12 protein-coding genes are annotated in these 16,777 nt (G+C 47.6%); 8 read left to right on the top strand and 4 right to left on the bottom strand.

From position 1 onward, the window contains the following. The 3 genes from VN105_RS05395 to VN105_RS05385 form a co-directional block, all read left to right on the top strand. Nucleotides 1-1,576: SusC/RagA family TonB-linked outer membrane protein (locus tag VN105_RS05395; RefSeq protein WP_325638689.1), on the top strand; the 1,576-nt coding region annotated here is incomplete at its 5' end. Nucleotides 1,577-1,594: 18 nt separating this feature from the next. Further along, on the top strand, nt 1,595-3,172 hold the full coding sequence (locus VN105_RS05390; protein WP_325638687.1) for a RagB/SusD family nutrient uptake outer membrane protein: 1,578 nt from the start codon (nt 1,595-1,597) through the stop codon (nt 3,170-3,172). Nucleotides 3,173-3,248: 76 nt separating this feature from the next. Then, on the top strand, nt 3,249-6,155 hold the full coding sequence (locus VN105_RS05385) for a glycoside hydrolase family 2 TIM barrel-domain containing protein (RefSeq protein ID WP_325638685.1): 2,907 nt from the start codon (nt 3,249-3,251) through the stop codon (nt 6,153-6,155). Nucleotides 6,156-6,160: 5 nt separating this feature from the next. Here the strand turns inward: VN105_RS05385 and VN105_RS05380 are convergent, their stop codons facing one another. Then, a complete protein-coding gene (locus VN105_RS05380) occupies nt 6,161-6,775 on the bottom strand; it encodes an RNA polymerase sigma factor (protein ID WP_325638683.1) in 615 nt (204 codons plus the stop codon). A 189-nt stretch (nt 6,776-6,964) separates the two neighbouring features. Between VN105_RS05380 and VN105_RS05375 the strand changes: the two genes are divergently transcribed. From VN105_RS05375 to VN105_RS05360, 4 genes are read left to right on the top strand one after another with little or no spacing between them, the layout of a single operon-like run. Next, entirely contained in the window at nt 6,965-8,113 is a 1,149-nt protein-coding gene (locus tag VN105_RS05375; RefSeq protein ID WP_325638681.1) for a FecR family protein, read from the top strand. A 55-nt stretch (nt 8,114-8,168) separates the two neighbouring features. Then, nucleotides 8,169-11,531 (top strand): TonB-dependent receptor, encoded by a 3,363-nt coding sequence (locus VN105_RS05370; RefSeq protein WP_325638679.1) that lies wholly within the window; start codon nt 8,169-8,171, stop codon nt 11,529-11,531. 2 nt (nt 11,532-11,533) lie between these two features. Further along, nucleotides 11,534-13,189, top strand: coding sequence for a RagB/SusD family nutrient uptake outer membrane protein (locus VN105_RS05365; RefSeq protein ID WP_325638677.1), 1,656 nt, complete (start codon nt 11,534-11,536; stop codon nt 13,187-13,189). Nucleotides 13,190-13,208: 19 nt separating this feature from the next. Next, the gene (locus VN105_RS05360; RefSeq protein WP_325638675.1) at nt 13,209-14,009 is read left to right on the top strand and encodes an endonuclease/exonuclease/phosphatase family protein; all 801 of its coding nucleotides are present in this window, start codon (nt 13,209-13,211) and stop codon (nt 14,007-14,009) included. Between the two features lie 48 nt (nt 14,010-14,057). Here VN105_RS05360 and VN105_RS05355 read toward each other — a convergent pair whose 3' ends face one another. Continuing rightward, on the bottom strand, nt 14,058-14,831 hold the full coding sequence (locus VN105_RS05355) for a DUF72 domain-containing protein (protein WP_325638673.1): 774 nt from the start codon (nt 14,829-14,831) through the stop codon (nt 14,058-14,060). 110 nt (nt 14,832-14,941) lie between these two features. Here VN105_RS05355 and VN105_RS05350 point away from each other — a divergent pair, with 110 nt between their 5' ends. Further along, nucleotides 14,942-15,355 (top strand): nuclear transport factor 2 family protein, encoded by a 414-nt coding sequence (locus tag VN105_RS05350; protein WP_325638671.1) that lies wholly within the window; start codon nt 14,942-14,944, stop codon nt 15,353-15,355. A gap of 4 nt (nt 15,356-15,359) precedes the next feature. Here VN105_RS05350 and VN105_RS05345 read toward each other — a convergent pair whose 3' ends face one another. Together VN105_RS05345 and VN105_RS05340 are read right to left on the bottom strand one after the other, a co-directional pair. Then, on the bottom strand, nt 15,360-15,932 hold the full coding sequence (locus VN105_RS05345; protein ID WP_325638669.1) for a carboxymuconolactone decarboxylase family protein: 573 nt from the start codon (nt 15,930-15,932) through the stop codon (nt 15,360-15,362). After that, a partial coding sequence (locus VN105_RS05340; RefSeq protein ID WP_325638667.1) for a helix-turn-helix domain-containing protein occupies nt 15,932-16,777 on the bottom strand: 846 nt, incomplete at its 5' end. The genes VN105_RS05340 and VN105_RS05345, both read right to left, overlap by 1 nt.

The following is a 16,777-nucleotide window of genomic DNA, read 5'->3' as shown; positions in this document are numbered from 1 at the left end:
CACCGTTACACAGCAGGCATTGCTGGACTACACCAAATCCTTCAGTAAACATAACTTCAAAATACTGGGCGGCTACTCCCAGGAGCTGACCAAATTCAGTTTTGACGATGGTTACCGGAAAGGTTTCCTGAACAACCAGCTTACCGATATAAACCTGGGCTCAACAGACGGGCAGAAAACTACGGGTTACTCCTACGAACTGGCGCTACAATCCTATTTCGGCCGGTTGAACTATGACTACGATGGCAAATACCTGTTCGAAGCCAACCTGCGGTATGATGGTTCTTCCCGTTTCTCTCCGGCCAACAGGTGGGGCCTGTTCCCTTCCTTCTCTGCCGGCTGGAACCTGGATAGGGAAGACTTCTTTACCCCTTTGAAAAAATATGTTTCCAATCTTAAAATAAGAGGTTCATGGGGTCAGTTGGGTAACCAGAACATCAAAGGTTTTGATGATACCAATTATCCAAGCTATCCCTTCTATCCATACATTGCCACTATCAACGGAAGCCAGAACTATACTTTTGGCGGTACGGCCGCTGCTATTGCAGCAGGCGTATCACCGGTGAACGGGGCCAATGAAAATATCAAATGGGAAAGTACTACCGCATCGGGTGTAGGTATGGATGCAGGATTCCTGGATGGCAAACTAAATCTTACAGTAGATTATTTCCATAAGCTCACCTCCGACATCCTGTTGTCCGTACCGGTTGGCGCAGTATATGGCCTGAACGCACCTGTTCAAAACGCCGGTTCTGTGATCAACAAAGGCTGGGAATTTTCACTCAGCTATGCGGGCAATGCTGGCGAGTTTAAATACAACGTAGCCGGTAACGCCGCCTTCATCAAAAATGAAGTAACCGATCTCCATGGCACAGGGCCCATTATTGACGGCTACACCTTTAAACAGGTGGGTTACCCCATCAACTCCCTGTATGGATATGAAGCGGATGGCATTTTCCAATCGGCTGATGAAGTGGCGAAATCGCCATACCAGACTAACAGGACAGCTCCCGGCGACCTGAGATATAAAGACAAGGACGGCAACGATACCATTAACAGCGCCGATAAAGTATACCTGGGTAACTACTTCCCTAAAGTAACCTTTGGTCTGAACCTGGGCGGCTCCTGGAAAAATATTGATCTCAATATCTTCCTGCAGGGCGCTGCCGGTGTGAAAACCTACATCGATGCCGGTAAACTGGGCGCTGTAAGTTCTTCCGCGGGTAAACCTACTTCTGCTTTACTGGACACCTGGACACCGGAAAACACCTCCGCTGCTTTACCGCGCATCTGGAGCGGCTACACGCAAAATGATCCAAGCGGTACGCCTTCTTCCTTCTGGGTTAAAGACGGTTCTTACCTCCGTCTTAAAAACCTGCAGGTAGGTTACACATTGCCGGAAAGAGTAGTGAAAAGAATTGGTCTTACTAAAGTACGTTTCTACTATAGCGGTCAGAATATTCTCACCTTCGACGGCCTGTACAAATGGATAGATCCTGAAGCATCTATTACCAGCAGTATTTACTACTATCCACAGGTGAAAGTGCACACGTTTGGCGTAAATGTTAGTTTTTAACGAAAAGCAATCAACATCATGAAAAGGAACATCCTCTATATAATACTCTTCTCTGCTGCGCTGCAATCCGCGTGCAATAAAGATTTCCTGGACAGGCAACCACTGGATGCCTATAATAACAACCTTCTCTGGAAAACAGAGAACGATGCCACCGCCGCGCTCAATGGCTGCTATAAAGGCTGGGAAGGAGATTACACCTTACTGTATATGGATGCAGTAAGCGACAACATGTACAGCCAGTATTACTGGGAAGGCTATACGGACTACGGCAATGGCAGCATTACACCCGCCAATACCAACGCCTCCAAACGCTGGACATATACCTCCATCCAGAAGTGCAACTGGTTCCTGCAAAACATTGACCAGACACCGATGGATGAAACCTTAAAAGCCCAGTATAAAAGTGAAGCCCGCTTCCTGAGAGCTTACCAATACTTTACCCTGACGCAGCTTTACGGAGATGTGCCGCTGGTGAAAGATACCGTGGGCACAGAAGAAGCAAATACTATTTCCAGAACATCCGCCACCGAAGTACGCAAATTTGTACTCGATGAACTGGAAGCCATCGTGCCTACCCTGCCGGTATCCTATACCGGCGCTGATGTTGGGCGTGTTACACAGGGCGCCGCGCTTTCCCTGAAAGCCAGGTTAGAACTGTATGATAAAAACTATGCCGCATGTATTGCTGATTGTAAGAAAATAATGGGGCTGGGCTATGAACTCTACAAGAACTACCAGGATCTCTTCCGTATTCAGAACGAAAACAACAAGGAAGTGATCCTCGATGTGCAATACAAAGAAAACGACTATCCCAACGCAGACATCGGCGTAATGCCATCTTCTTCCTTTGGTGGCTGGGGCTCCCTGGATCCCACACAGTCGCTCGTAGACGCCTACGAAATGAAGAACGGCAAAACCATAGACGATCCTGCCTCCGGTTATACTGAAAATGATCCGTACAACAACAGGGATCCCCGCTTAACGGCTACTGTTGTATGCCCCGGCCAGCTCTATATGGGCAAGTACTACAACTCCATTGAAAGCAGCTCCGGCGATTATTATAACGGGGATAACAATTCCAAAACGGCTTATATCCCGAAGAAATTCACGGCTAACCTCGGCGACTATACGGATATGTGGAACACCGGTTTGAATATGATCGTGATCCGCTACGCGGAGATCCTGCTCACCTACGCAGAAGCGCAGATTGAATCAGGTGTGATCGACAACACGGTATATGAAGCGATAGACGCTATCAGGACCCGTGCAGGCATGCCGGTGGTAGACAGAACCGTATATAACAGCATTGATAAAATGCGTACCCTGGTAAGACGCGAACGCAGGGTGGAACTGGCCCTGGAAGGACTACGCTGGTACGATATACAACGCTGGAAGATAGGCACTGCCGTTAGATCCGGCACCGTATACGGCGCAAGACTGGGTAAGGTGGATCCCGCTAACGGTAAGCTCACTCTCAGTGGCGATCACATCACCGTAGAGCAACGTACCTTTATCGAAAACAGGGATTACCTCTGGCCCGTACCACAGACGGAAAGAGATGTTAACAAGAACCTGACTCAAAATCCCGGATATTAATACAACTATAACAATCAAAGAAAAGTCCCGCGAGTTGAAAAATGAGCGGGACTTTTTTTGATCAAAAAGTTTTTACATGCATCGTTTAGCTATTAGCTTGTTGATATTTTTCTTACTTCCTGTTGCTTTATCCGCCCAGCATACCAGGAAGGTTCTTAACTTCAATACCCATTGGGCATTTCAGAGAGGTGATATCAATGGTGCAGAACAGGCGCTGTTCAATGATAAGGACTGGGCCGGTGTAAGCCTCCCGCACGTAATGCGTATTGAAAAAAAACACAATGGCGGTAATGCCGTATACCAGGGCGTTGGCTGGTACAGGAGATATTTCAGCGTACCATCCTCCTACCGTGATAAAAGACTTACCATAAATTTTGAAGGTGTACAAACCGTTGCCGAAATATACCTGAACGGTAAAAAAATAGCCACCCATGCAGGCGGTTATATGGGGTTTGTGGTAGATATCAGCAGGTATGTAAATTTTGGAAAAGATAATGTACTGGCAGTAAGGGTATCCAATGAAGACAACCCGCAGGTGCCTCCGGGTAAGCCACAGTCGAAGCTCGACTTCAACTACTTCGGCGGCATTTACAGGAATGTGTTCCTTGTGGTTACTGAAAAAGTGTTTATCTCTCATCCCCTGGAAGCCAATAAGGTGGCGGGTGGCGGCGTATTCATCACCTACCCCTCCGTTAATACGGATACGGCTGTTACCAACGTAAAAACCAATATCGTAAACGCTTCGGGCAGCGCAGTGAATACCCGGCTGAAAACAATGCTGGTAGATACCAGCGGCGTTGCGGTGGCAACCACTATCAGTGAACAACTGATCCCGGCCAACAGCGATGCCGATATCCGTCAATCCTTTACAGTGCATCATCCGCATTTATGGCATCCCGATCATCCTTACCTGTATCACCTGGTATCTGTTATTTATAAAGATGATGTAACCGCAGACAGCCTGATAACGTATACGGGCATACGAACCATTGCCTTTGCACCGGATGGCTTTTACATCAATGGAAAGAAACTATACCTGCGCGGCGCTAACCGCCACCAGGCTTATGAATACACCGGCGATGCCGCGTCAGACAATATGCAATACCTGGACGCCCTCCGGCTGAAGAAGGGAGGATTTAATGCAGTGCGTGCGGCTCATTATCCTGCATCGCCTGCTTTCCTGGCGGCCTGCGACAAAACCGGCCTGCTGGTAATTGAATGCGAACCGGGCTGGCAGTTCTTCTCAAAAGATACCGTGTTTACAGAAAATACCTACCGCGATATCCGCGAAATGATCCGCCGCGACCGCAACCATCCCTCCGTTTTCCTTTGGGAAACTTCCCTCAATGAATCGCCCACTACAGCGGCGTGGATGCAGCAGGCGGTACAAACAGCCCGGGCCGAAATGCCCGGCAACCAGCTGTTTGTGGCCGACGACTTTAACGCACGCAGTAAAGACCAATACAACGTTTCCTATAAAGTGGTGAATGAAGACGGTACTGATCCTATGCCATCACGCCCTTTTATTACCCGGGAATGGGGCGATAGCTGGATGGCTGATGCGGAAAAAGAAAACAGTCTGCGTGCCAGCAGGATGTACACCGAAAAAGGACTGATCAACCAATGTGTATTACGGCAAAATGCCCTGAACGGAGAAACCGCTGAAACAGCAGGCGGCTACTGGGATCACGGCGGACTGGATGCCAATCCCCGGATAGGCGGCTATTTTGTGTGGAGCTACAACGATTATACCCGCGGCTCCGATCCTGTCACCGCCTTCAGTGGTGTAACAGACCTTGACCGTTATGAAAAATTCAGCTACTACCAGCTGCAATCCATGCAGAACGCCCGCAACCCGGCCTATGGCCCTATGGTATACATTGCCAGCTATAACAACCAGTCTTCCCTGGATAGTACCATCATGGTATTTTCCAATTGCGATGCAGTGCAACTATACAGGAACAACCGGCTATGCGGCGAAATAACAAGGGCTGAAAACGCCCATACCGCGCCGTTTATAGCCGCCAAAGGCGGCAGCCCCTACTTCCTGTTTCATACGGGGAAATATGAACCCGGAGAACTGAAAGCAATCGGCATGATGAACGGAAAGGCAACCTGTACGCATATGGTGAAAACACCCGGCAAACCTCATCATCTCGAAATTGAAATTCGGGAAAACCACACTGCCCTCCTGGCAGACGGCTCTTCTATGACGCCTTTTTATGTGAAGGTATGCGACCAGGATGGCACACTGGTTTCCAACCGGCAAGCCGGGCAAACCTATACAGTTCAGCTCAGCGTATCCGGCCAGGGCACCCTGATAGGAGGCAATATACCGGCGGCGGGTATTGCCCTTCAGCAAACGGAAGGAGGCATTGCCTACGGGGTGATCCGTCATACCACTACGCCGGGAAATATTCAGATCCATGCAAAAAGTACGGGTATTACTGCTGCGCAAAAAGTGATCACCACCACCATAGCGCCGGATGAATACGTTAGCGATGGCCGCCACCGGGAATGGATATACGAAGATAAAAAAACAGTGACGGCTTATTATTCCGGCAACATGGCTCCCAGGCAATTACCCGAAATTAACCTCAAAGGTAAAGCGGTGTTTATGGAGCCCGCCGGCGAAAACCTCACAACGGTGATTGATGGCAATACCGCTACAGGATGGGTATCCCACCAGGACCATCTCCCTGTTAGCATTACCCTGGATCTGAAAAATAAATACCGGTTAAGTGGCAGCCGCGTTGTATGGGGGAAAGACAGCGATTGGTATACTTACAGCATCGCAGTATCAGCCAATGGCAGCGACTGGATAAGTGTGAAGAGTCCTGAACGGGTTTCCGGGCAAAATTACCAGCCGGTATTTTTTCAAAGCAATGCAGTAAGATATGTCCGTTATCTTATTACCGGTATTCAGCCGGAAAGCAGCAAGGTGGGCGTGAAAGAGATACAGTTATACGGGAAACAACCGTAAATAATTTACAGCGTGTGCAGCATATGAAAGCAGTATACAAAACCTGCCAGGCCGATCAGCATTATGCCGGCCATCAGTAACTGCTTAAGATAAAGCCGGAGATGCTGCAATGCGTGGGTGATCTGGTTTTCCACGCTTCTTTTGGAGATATTCAAACGCTCGGCGATTTCCTGGTTGCTGAGTTGTTCTTCACGGCTTAACAGGAAAATTTCTTTACTGCGTTTAGGCAGGTTACTGAGAGAAGCATGCAGTTGCCGGTGGAAAGATTGTTCGGCTATTCTTTCCTCGGCAGCATTGCCCACAACAGCCATGTGTTCTTCTGCTTCTATTACCTGGAATACTTTTTTTGATTTCAGTACACGGTAAACATGGTAACGGGTAGCGGAAATAATATAGTTGCGGAAATGATTGATCTGCAGTTCCTCTCTTTTAAGCCACAATGTGAGGAATACATCATGTACAATTGTTTCGCTTGCTTCCTCATCATTCAACATGTTATTGGCTGTTTGATACATTCTTCCCCAATACCGGTTAAATAACAGGTTATAGGCTGTTTTTTCACCGTTTCTGACTGCAAGCCATAAATCAGCATCTGCTGTGTTAGCATCCCACCTAATCATGCCACAAAAATTGATAAAATAAAATTACCTGCGTGTTAAATTAACATGAAATATATAGGAATTGATCCTGGTTGATTGTCGGAATAACACCTGATCTGCATCTTCTTCACCGACAAAATACTCTTTTTTTTAAAAAGTGTGTGTGTTGGGAAAAATATTTGTCTCTATAGAGTAAATGAATCGCCTGTGATGACAAAAGAAGAATACCTTGCCCTGTACGAAAGGTCCCTGAGAGGGGATTGCAGCCCTGAGGAACTGGCCAGGCTGCAGCAGTATGAGGATGACTTTTGTTTTTCCGATGACGGCGAAACCGACGAAACCATACAGGAAAAAATATACAACAGGCTTTCTGCAAGTATTTCGCGGGAAGAAAAAGTGAAGCGCCTGTTCCCCCGGAAAGCGGTAGCGGCCGCAGCGGCAATATTGCTCGTAATGGCATCAGGCTTCCTGTACCTGAACGGCCGGCTCTCTCACAGCAACAAGCCGGTAGCAGCGGTTTCGGGGAATACCGGAACGTTGCAGCACGACATTGCTCCCGGTGGCAATAAGGCCACACTTATACTGGGCGACGGCACCAAAGTAGATCTGAACAAGGCTACTGAAGGAAAGATCGCCGCACAGGGTAATGCTACGGTGAACAAATCGGGTAACGGGCAACTGGTATACCAGCTGGCAGACCAAACACCCGTATCTTCCACAACAGTATTCAATACCCTGGCTATCCCCAGGGGCGGGCAATATAACCTCACTTTACCCGATGGCAGCAGGATATGGATGAATGCCGCCAGCAGGCTACGTTTCCCGACCCAATTCACCGGTAAGGAAAGAATAGTGGAACTGGAAGGGGAAGCCTATTTTGAGGTGGCCCACAACCAGCAGCAACCTTTTATTGTGAAAGTAAAAGGGATGCAGGTAGAAGTACTGGGCACCCAGTTTAATGTGATGGCCTATGCAGATGAAGCCTGTATCACTACCACGTTGCTGGATGGAAAAGTAAAACTGCGCAGCGACCGCACAGAAGCGGTGATCCTGAAACCCGGACAGGAAGGCGTATTTACCGGTAGCAATAACTTTAAGGTGAACAAAGCAGATATAGAACAGGCAATGTCATGGAAGAATGGATATTTTATCTTTAACGATGAGGACCTTACCTCCATCATGCGTAAAATTTCCCGTTGGTACAACGTGGATATAGCATACAACAGTGGTACAAAGAAATTATCTTTTATGGGTAGTATCTCCCGCTTCAAAAATGTTACAGAGGTATTAAATATGCTGGCATTAACAGGAACAGTACAATTTAAAGTAGACGCAGAAAAAATAACTGTCATTCAGTAACCTATCATCCACAACATATCGGCCAGGCCAATAATTCGTAAACTAAACTTTATTTATGAAGCGTAATGCTCATGCCTTGAAAAAGGCAGGTGAACTTTCATGGGAAGCACTCAGGCTCATTAAGCTATCCTTTTCCCTGATTATTTTTCTTTCCCTGCAGGTAAGTGCAGCTGCCTATGCACAAAGGGTTACTCTTACTGAAAAACAAGCTTCGTTAAGAGATGTTTTTAAAGAGATAAAAAAGCAAACGGGTTACAATTTTTTGCTTAACACGGAGATGCTGGCGGAAGCCCGCCCCGTAACATTCTCACTGGTGAACGCCACCCTGGAAGAAGCGCTGAACAAGTGCTTCGAAGGGCAGCCTTTCACCTACACCATCAACAAAAATACAATTGTTGTAAAAAGACAAACAGTAACTACTGCGCCAGCAGAAGAAATAACCGGCGTCGTAACAGATGAAAAGGGTATGCCTGTTCCCGGAGCCAGGATACTAAATCTTAGCAGCAACAAAGGCGCTATCACCAACGACAAGGGCCAATTTAAAATTGCCGTGAATGCAGGTGAAAAATTGTCTGTAAAAATGCTGGGATATGAAGAGATCATCATCACGGCAAGTGATAAACAGGACTACAACATTCATCTGAAACCCTCCACAGTAGGGCTGGATGCAGTGGTAGTAGTAGGTTATGGCACGCAGAAAAAAGCGAATCTTACCGGTGCGGTAAGTATGGTAAGCAGCGAAGACTTTAAAGGTCGCCCTGCTACCTCCGCTGTTTCCGCACTGCAGGGGCAGATGGCAGGCGTTACCGTGGTGAATGCTACCGCCCTTCCGGGAGGATCCGGTGAAAACACGATCCGCATCCGTGGTATCGGTACGCTCAATGATGCTGGTCCGCTGGTGGTAGTGGATGGTATTCCGGGTGGTAATCTCAATATCCTCAACCAGGACGATATCGAAAATATATCTGTATTGAAAGATGCGGCCTCCTCTTCTATTTACGGGGTACGTGGCGCCAACGGTGTTATCCTGGTTACCACAAAAAAAGGTAAAAGCGGTAAGCCTTCTTTAACTTATACCAATTACTTTGGTGTACAAACGCCTACTGCGCTACCTACTTTTCTTGGCTCGGCGGATTATATGACACTGCTGAACGAAGCAAAAGTAAATGCGGGCAACAATCCTACCTATACACAGGAACAGATTGACATTGCAAAAAACGGCAGCGACCCGAATTATTACGCCAACACCAACTGGCTGAAAGAAATATACAAATCTTCAGCGCCGCAGCAAAGTCATACGCTGAACCTTTCCGGGGGCGCCAATAATATCAACTATTACCTGTCGTACGGCTTCCTGAAACAGGGCGGCCTGATTACCGGCGATAACTATAATTCCAAAAGGCATAATGTGCGTTTACGCGTAAATACCACGCTGTTCGACATCCTTCAACTGGATGCCAACCTGGGATATATAGACAGGAACCAGACCGGTTCCAGCCTCGATGTAAAAGGCGACGGCGGTCCTATCCAGTCGGCCCACCAGATCTCTCCGCTGGTGCCGGTAAGGTTCACCACCGGCGGCTGGGGATATCTTGGCGGCCAGCAGAACCCCGTAGCCGTTGTAACAGACGGTGGTACCAATGATTTCTCTTCACAGGAAATTACCGGTAATATCCAGGCTACTCTGAATATTACAAAAGACTTCCGCTTAAAAGGCCAATATGGCCTGGTGAAAAGCAATTCTTTCAGGCAGATATTCACCAAAACCATTAACTACTATAGTCCTGATGACAACTCCCTGATCTATCAAACCAACAACCCGAACAAGATCGATAACCGTGATTATACATCCCTTTACCAAACCGTGATCGGGATGGCCGAGTATGAAAAAACATTTGCCGGGAAACATTATGTAAAAGCACTGGCCGCGGCTTCTTCCGAAGAAACCGTAAGCCGCAACTTCACCGCCAGCAGAACCAACCTGCCCACACAGGATATCGGCAGCATCAACCTCGGAACGCTGAACCAGCTGAATGGTTCAGATGCAGGTCAGAACGCGTTACAATCCATATTCGGACGCGTAAACTATGGCTACAGCGATAAATACCTGCTGGAAGGTAATTTCCGTTACGATGGGTCTACCCGCTTTGCAGCCGACCTCCGCTGGAACTGGTTCTTCTCCGGATCGGCAGGATGGGTGTTCAGTAAAGAACCTTTCTTCAAATCACTGGAACATATTATCAACTTTGGTAAGATCAGGGCCTCTTATGGTACGCAGGGTAATGATAAAGTGCAGGACGACTTCGGATATCTTTCCTCCATCAGTTCCGTAGCTACAATGCCAATAGGGAATGTGCTGACAGTTGGTTACCGCCAAACCGGTATTCCTAATCCTTTACTCACCTGGGAATCGATGACAAAGCAGGATATCGGGTTAGACCTTACTTTCCTTAACAACCGTTTGAACGTTACTGCAGACTATTACATCAACAACACCAACGATATTTTACTGCGTGTACCGCTGCCGGATGTACTGGGTATGAGTGGCAGCTATCCCTACCAGAACGCAGGTAAAGTGCGTAATAAAGGATGGGAACTGATGATAGGCTGGCAGGACAGGATTGGCGATATCAGCTATGGTGTAAGCGCCAACCTTTCTGATGTAAGGAATGAGGTAATAAGCCTTGGCAATGCACCAGCTACCATTGCCGACCAGATCAGGACGGTAGGCCAGCCTATTGATGCGTTCTATGGTTTTGTTGCAGAGCGTATTTCACAGATATCAGATTATTCCTACGACGCAGCCACCAACAAATACACGCCACTGTTCCCTTACGACGCCAGCTACCCGATGATGCCCGGCGATATTATCTATAAGGACCTGAACGGCGATAAAAAGATCACTGCAGCAGATGACCGCCAGGTGATAGGCAGTGCTATTCCAAGATATACCTATGGCTTAAAGGGAAACATTGCCTGGAAAGGCGTTGATTTCAGCTTCTTCCTGCAGGGAGTAGGCAAAGCCGATGGCTGGATCACCAGCGCCGCCCGCCATGCTTTCATTAACGATGGTTCCAACCCGCAGCCTGTACACCTGGACCGCTGGACACCACAGAACCCCAATGCAAGCTATCCGCGGCTTGCCTATGGATACTCGTATAACCAGCGCCTGTCTACCTTCTGGCTCGAAGATGCTTCCTATCTCCGGTTAAAAAATATCCAGGTAGGGTATACGCTTCCTGCTGGTCTTACTGAAAAACTGAGGATAGACCGTTTGCGTTTTTATTTCTCTGCCGATAACCTGTTCACCTCCACTAATTTCTTCTATGGATATGACCCGGAAACGCCGGTGAGCAGCGGTGGTTTCTATCCACAGGTGAAAACATTTGTATTTGGTTTAAACATCAATTTTAAATAACTATGAAAAAGATATTGCTATATACCTGCGTGTTATTAGTAACATCTACCGGCTGCCGGAAAGGATTCCTTGACCGTAGTCCGCTGGATGCCATCTCTGATGAAACGTACTGGACAACTGAAGAACAGCTCACACTGGCGCTGAACGGCCTTTATGCCAACGTGAAAAATAACAATACCATCGCCATGGACCAAATGGGAGACAACAGCATCAACTCTTCCACTACAGATACCTACCGTATTTTCGGCAGCGGTAACTTCGGTCCCGATCTTTCAGCAGTAAATGCGGAATGGGTAAGTCAATACAGTGGTATCCGCCAGTGTAATGTATTTCTTGCCAACTACCAGCGTGCTACCAGTGTATCAGACGAGGTAAAAAACCAGATGGCCGGTGAAGCCAAAACCATCCGGGCATATATGTATATGAACCTGGTATCTTATTTCGGCGATCTGCCACTGGTAACCAAACCATTGAACATCGATGAACTGTATGGTCCACGTAACAAGCGTAAGGAAATTATTGATTTTATTTTATCTGAACTGGAAGAAGCGGCCGGCATGATGAAAAAAGAGCGGCAAACCGGTCCTACCCTCGGCCGCTTCAGCAAAGGCACTGCCCTGGCATTCAAAGCCCGCATGGCGCTGTATGACAGTCGCTGGGATGTAGCCGAAAAAGCAGCCAAAGATGTGATGGACCTGAACGTATATTCTCTTTACAGCACCGGTAAGCCAGCGCAGGATTATTACGACCTGTTCACCTACAAGGGCAAGCTCAGTGCAGGCGTAAATAAGGAAACCATTGCCGCCCGTATCAATCTTACCGATGTGAGCATGCACAATATCAGCCGTGAATCACAGGTACCGGACCAGGCTTCCCGCTACAACCCTACCAAAGCACTGGTGGATGCCTACCTTTGCAGCGACGGCCTTACCATCGACAAATCGCCGCTGTACAAGGAAGACACCTATGCTGATATTTTTGAAAACCGCGACCCGCGTATGAAGCAAACCATCCTGGCGCCAGGCGCTACCTGGGGTGGTAAAAAAGATGGCAACCCGGCTAATACCAACCCCGCCATCTTTACAGCACCAAAATTTGTATCCGATAAGCTGGGCTGCGTTACCATCACCGGTTACTACTACACCAAATACGTGGAAGTAAGCACCGTATCACAGGTGAGCAAAGACCAGAACGATATTCATGTAATGCGCCTGGCCGAAGTGCTGTTAACTTATGCAGAAGCAAAAATGGAGCAGGGAACGCTCACACAGGCTGATATAGATATCACTATCAATAAACTCCGCGACAGGGTTGGAATGAAAAAAATGCTCCTCACAGAACTGGCCGCCAATGGCCAGGACCTTCGCACAGAGATCCGCAGGGAACGCAGGATTGAACTGGCACGCGAAGGCCAGCGCTGGTATGACATTATCCGCTGGAAGCAAGGCAGCCTGCTGGCGGCTGATGTGAAAGGCATGAAGAAATCGCTGGCAGCAGTACCTTCACAGGTGAGCAATATGGCAGCTGATGTCAATGGCTACATTATTGTAATGACCGGCAGGCAGTTTGTAGATCCGAAACATTACCTGTTCCCGGTTCCACTGACGCAGATCCAGCGTAATCCTGCATTAGGGCCACAGAATCCCGGATGGGAATAAATCTTACAAAAAAAATATCATGAAATCATCTCTTAAAATATTATCCACGCTCCTGCTCTGCGCCTGTTCTTTCCAAACATTCGCAGGCAGTACCACCGGCGATACGCTGCGTATTATGACCTACAATATTCATCACTGTAATCCGCCTACAAAAAGCAAAACCGGCGAAATTGAGGTGGATGCCATTGCCCGCGTGATTAACAGCAGGCAACCCGACCTGGTAGCGTTACAGGAAGTAGATGTAAATACCAAACGTTCCGGCGGCATCGACCAGGCGGCACAACTGGCCGCAAAAACAGGCATGCACGCCTATTTCGGGAAAGCCATTGATCATGATGGCGGCGAATATGGAGTAGCTATTTTATCGAAATTCCCTTTAGCGGATGCCCACACCGTACACCTGCCGGAAACGGCTAATCCCGGTAGTGAAGACCGCGTAGTAGCCATGGCCCGCATCAGCTTCCGCAACGGCAAAGAATTGATTTTTGCCTGCACACATATGGATGTAAGCAACGCAGCCGTAAGAGATGAACAGGCAGCAGCCATCAACAAAATGGCAGCCGCCAATTCCATTCCCTTCATCCTTGCCGGTGACCTTAACTGCAAACCGGAAAGCGATTCCTACCAGATACTGCTGAAAAAGTTCACGCCCTCCTGTACTAATTGTGGATTCACCATCCCGGTGAATAATCCAAACAGGGTAATTGACCACATTATGTGGACAAATGCCACAGGATTCCAGGTACAGCGCAGTGAAGTGGTAAATGAACCGTATCCGTCGGATCATTTACCGGTAGTGGCGGAAATTGTCATAAAGTAACGAACAGATTTATTCTAAGCCGCATAAGTTTCCTGACTTATGCGGCTTTTATAGTTCCCGGTTAATGTTCATCATTTCATTCAGCGTAGCCAGGTTCTTCAAAGCATCGCCGATAGTATTGTTGAAATACACATACACGTCTTTTCCCTCTTTTAACCACACGCGGATCTGCTTTGCGCGCTGCGCCAGGTATTCGTCCGTATACCCTCCTTTATAATCCCCTGCAGGACCGTGAAAACGCAGGTATACAAAATCCGCCTGCCGGTTCAGCTGTTCGTTCCGTGACTTTGGGATATCATGCAATACAATGCTGCATGCATATTCATCCGCCAGTTCAAATACTTCTCCTATATACCATGAGCTATGCCTGAACTCCAATGCCACTTTCCAGCCGTTACCGGGATTGGCTTCCTGCACAATGTTCAGCAGCTGCGCTACCTGGCTGTATTGTTCCACCGTTACGCCGGGCGGAAACTGTATCAACAGGCTGCCCTTTTTTTCCCCCGCCTGGCTGATCACTTCCATAAAATGCAACACATCAGCCTCCCGGAAAGCCAGTTTTTTTACATGGGTAATTTCACGCCACAATTTAAAAGTGAATACAAAGCCGGCCGGTACTGATTCCGACCACTTCCTTACTGTTGCCGCCTGCGGTACTTTATAGAAGGAGCTGTTGATCTCAATACTGTTAAACAGGGAGGCGTAATAGGTAAGCCGGCTTTTATCGCGGAAAGCCGGGGGATATGCCTGTTTATTGGGCACAGGTAGCACGAGCCCGCTTGTACCTGATCTGTAAAGGCCGCCTTTATGCCTGTTTGCCATAGTGATTGTTTGTGGAGATGGGATGCAAAAATCTAACCAGGGGAATCCCTTGCGGTACGGAACAAATTTTGCGACATATCTATATATCTTCATCTCAAAAATTACACATTATGGCCCCTGTCTCCGGTTTCTTCACCGCTTATGCCCGCGCTTCCCTGGGCAACAACGCCGGTATCATTGCAAAATGCTACGCAGACAACTTCCTGGTAGCCGGCCCGGCAGGCAGCATGTGCTATAAAAATGATGAAAAGTTTATTACATGGCTTGAAAACATGTTCCAGGTGAACAGGAAGCTAGGTATGCAGGATATGAAAGTGATCAATGTAACAACTTCGCCGGTTGGCGAATTTTATACCCAGGCACAGGTAAGATGGGGAGCTGTTTACTTAAAAGATCCGAACGACCTGATTGAATTTGAGATCACTTATATTTTACAACATGTGAATAATGACTACAAAATAATCATGTATGTAACACATGAGAATGAAGAAGATGTTTTAAAAGAAAAAGGGATCATCAGCTGAAAAATCAATCCTCACCCGGCAACTGCGATATATTTTCATCTGTTGGTAATTCCGGGGCCAGTGGAAAATCTATTGGTACGTTCAATGTTTTCGCAGTAAGATTGCTGATAAAATTTTCTCCCATTGCCTGCAATACATCTATAAAATGTTCCCGTGTATATCCTGCAGAAAAAAAATTGTTTAGCTGGTAAGCTATATTTTTCCCTTTGTTCCCGGCAAAGCTCTTCACCAGCTTTACCAGGGCGTCCAACCTGGGGTCAAAGCCGGCCGTTCCTTTCCTCATCTGCCTGATCTCCTCGTCACTAAACCCGTTAAGCCGGGCAATCATAGTATGAGCGCTGAGGCAGTAAAGGGATCTATTTACCTGTGCTACCACCAGGCTCACCGCTTCCAGCTCCCTGAGCGACAGGGAGGTTTCCCGGCTATGGAATGCGTAATAAGTATTGAAGGCATGATCGGAGTGCATCATGAACCTGTACAGGTTGGGAACATGTCCGATCTTCCTGTTAAAATATGTGATATAATTCCTGTTTACTTCACTTATAGCCGTGATATCAGGCAAGCTTATAGGTGCCATTACTCCATATTTTCTGTGCTCCGGAATTTGGTGATATTACTGCCTGTATGCTGTTTGAAAAAACGGCTGAAGTGGGCCGGGCTTTCAAATCCCAACTCGTAGGCAATTTCCTTGGCAGACCTGTCTGTATAATGTAGGTAACGCTTTACCTCCAGGATGATCCGGTCCCGTATCAATACCGAAGGTGCAGGTTGTTTCAGCAGCGCAAACACATTACTCAGTGTTTTGGGCGACTTATTCAATGCAGCTGCATAGAACCTGACTTCGTGTTCCTGTTTGAAATTTGCTTCCAGCAAGAGAGAAAACTTCCGGATAATATCCATCTTTTCGTCGGGGAATAAACCATAACTTTCGTTCTGCTGCTTTGCTATCCGGGTGATTTTGATGATGACCCTTTTTAGCAGCGCACGCAACATCTCTCCCTGAAAATTATCCTTCACCTGGAGTTCCCGGGAAAACACGCTTTCCAGGTGCGCCATTTCTGCTATCTCTTCCACATCCAGCTTAATGAACATCGGGTGCTTGATACCATAGAACAGGAATCCAACGCATCCTACTTCTGCATCATGATCAACGATGCAATAAAACTCCCGGTTAAACTGCCAGGCTACCAGTTCTTCCGGGCGTTCAAATAAAAAGTGCTGGTTGGAAACCAGGGGCAATATACAAGCCCCTGGCATCGTGTAGGTAATTTCATCGATCACCACTTTTTGTGCAGCCCCGCTATTGTATACAAACGTATTGATAGGGTATGGTCCCGGGTTACACAGCCCCTTGCCTGCCAGCAATTTGCTGTTGGCGTGCATAATAAAACGCGCAGTGGTTGCTTTCTCGTTGTATTCCCT

The organism is Chitinophaga sp. (assembly GCF_035564935.1).
Lineage (GTDB): Bacteria > Bacteroidota > Bacteroidia > Chitinophagales > Chitinophagaceae > Chitinophaga.
Note: the sequence above shows the minus strand (reverse complement) of the source record. Positions and strands in the feature narration are given on the sequence as shown.

What these genes read in the sequence shown, in the direction of transcription:
- VN105_RS05390 (WP_325638687.1), top strand. Translation starts at nt 1,595, where the DNA reads ATGAAAAGGAACATCCTCTATATAATACTCTTCTCTGCTGCGCTGCAA.
- VN105_RS05385 (WP_325638685.1), top strand. Translation starts at nt 3,249, where the DNA reads ATGCATCGTTTAGCTATTAGCTTGTTGATATTTTTCTTACTTCCTGTT.
- VN105_RS05380 (WP_325638683.1), bottom strand. Translation starts at nt 6,775, where the DNA reads ATGATTAGGTGGGATGCTAACACAGCAGATGCTGATTTATGGCTTGCA.
- VN105_RS05375 (WP_325638681.1), top strand. Translation starts at nt 6,965, where the DNA reads ATGACAAAAGAAGAATACCTTGCCCTGTACGAAAGGTCCCTGAGAGGG.
- VN105_RS05370 (WP_325638679.1), top strand. Translation starts at nt 8,169, where the DNA reads ATGAAGCGTAATGCTCATGCCTTGAAAAAGGCAGGTGAACTTTCATGG.
- VN105_RS05365 (WP_325638677.1), top strand. Translation starts at nt 11,534, where the DNA reads ATGAAAAAGATATTGCTATATACCTGCGTGTTATTAGTAACATCTACC.
- VN105_RS05360 (WP_325638675.1), top strand. Translation starts at nt 13,209, where the DNA reads ATGAAATCATCTCTTAAAATATTATCCACGCTCCTGCTCTGCGCCTGT.
- VN105_RS05355 (WP_325638673.1), bottom strand. Translation starts at nt 14,831, where the DNA reads ATGGCAAACAGGCATAAAGGCGGCCTTTACAGATCAGGTACAAGCGGG.
- VN105_RS05350 (WP_325638671.1), top strand. Translation starts at nt 14,942, where the DNA reads ATGGCCCCTGTCTCCGGTTTCTTCACCGCTTATGCCCGCGCTTCCCTG.
- VN105_RS05345 (WP_325638669.1), bottom strand. Translation starts at nt 15,932, where the DNA reads ATGGCACCTATAAGCTTGCCTGATATCACGGCTATAAGTGAAGTAAAC.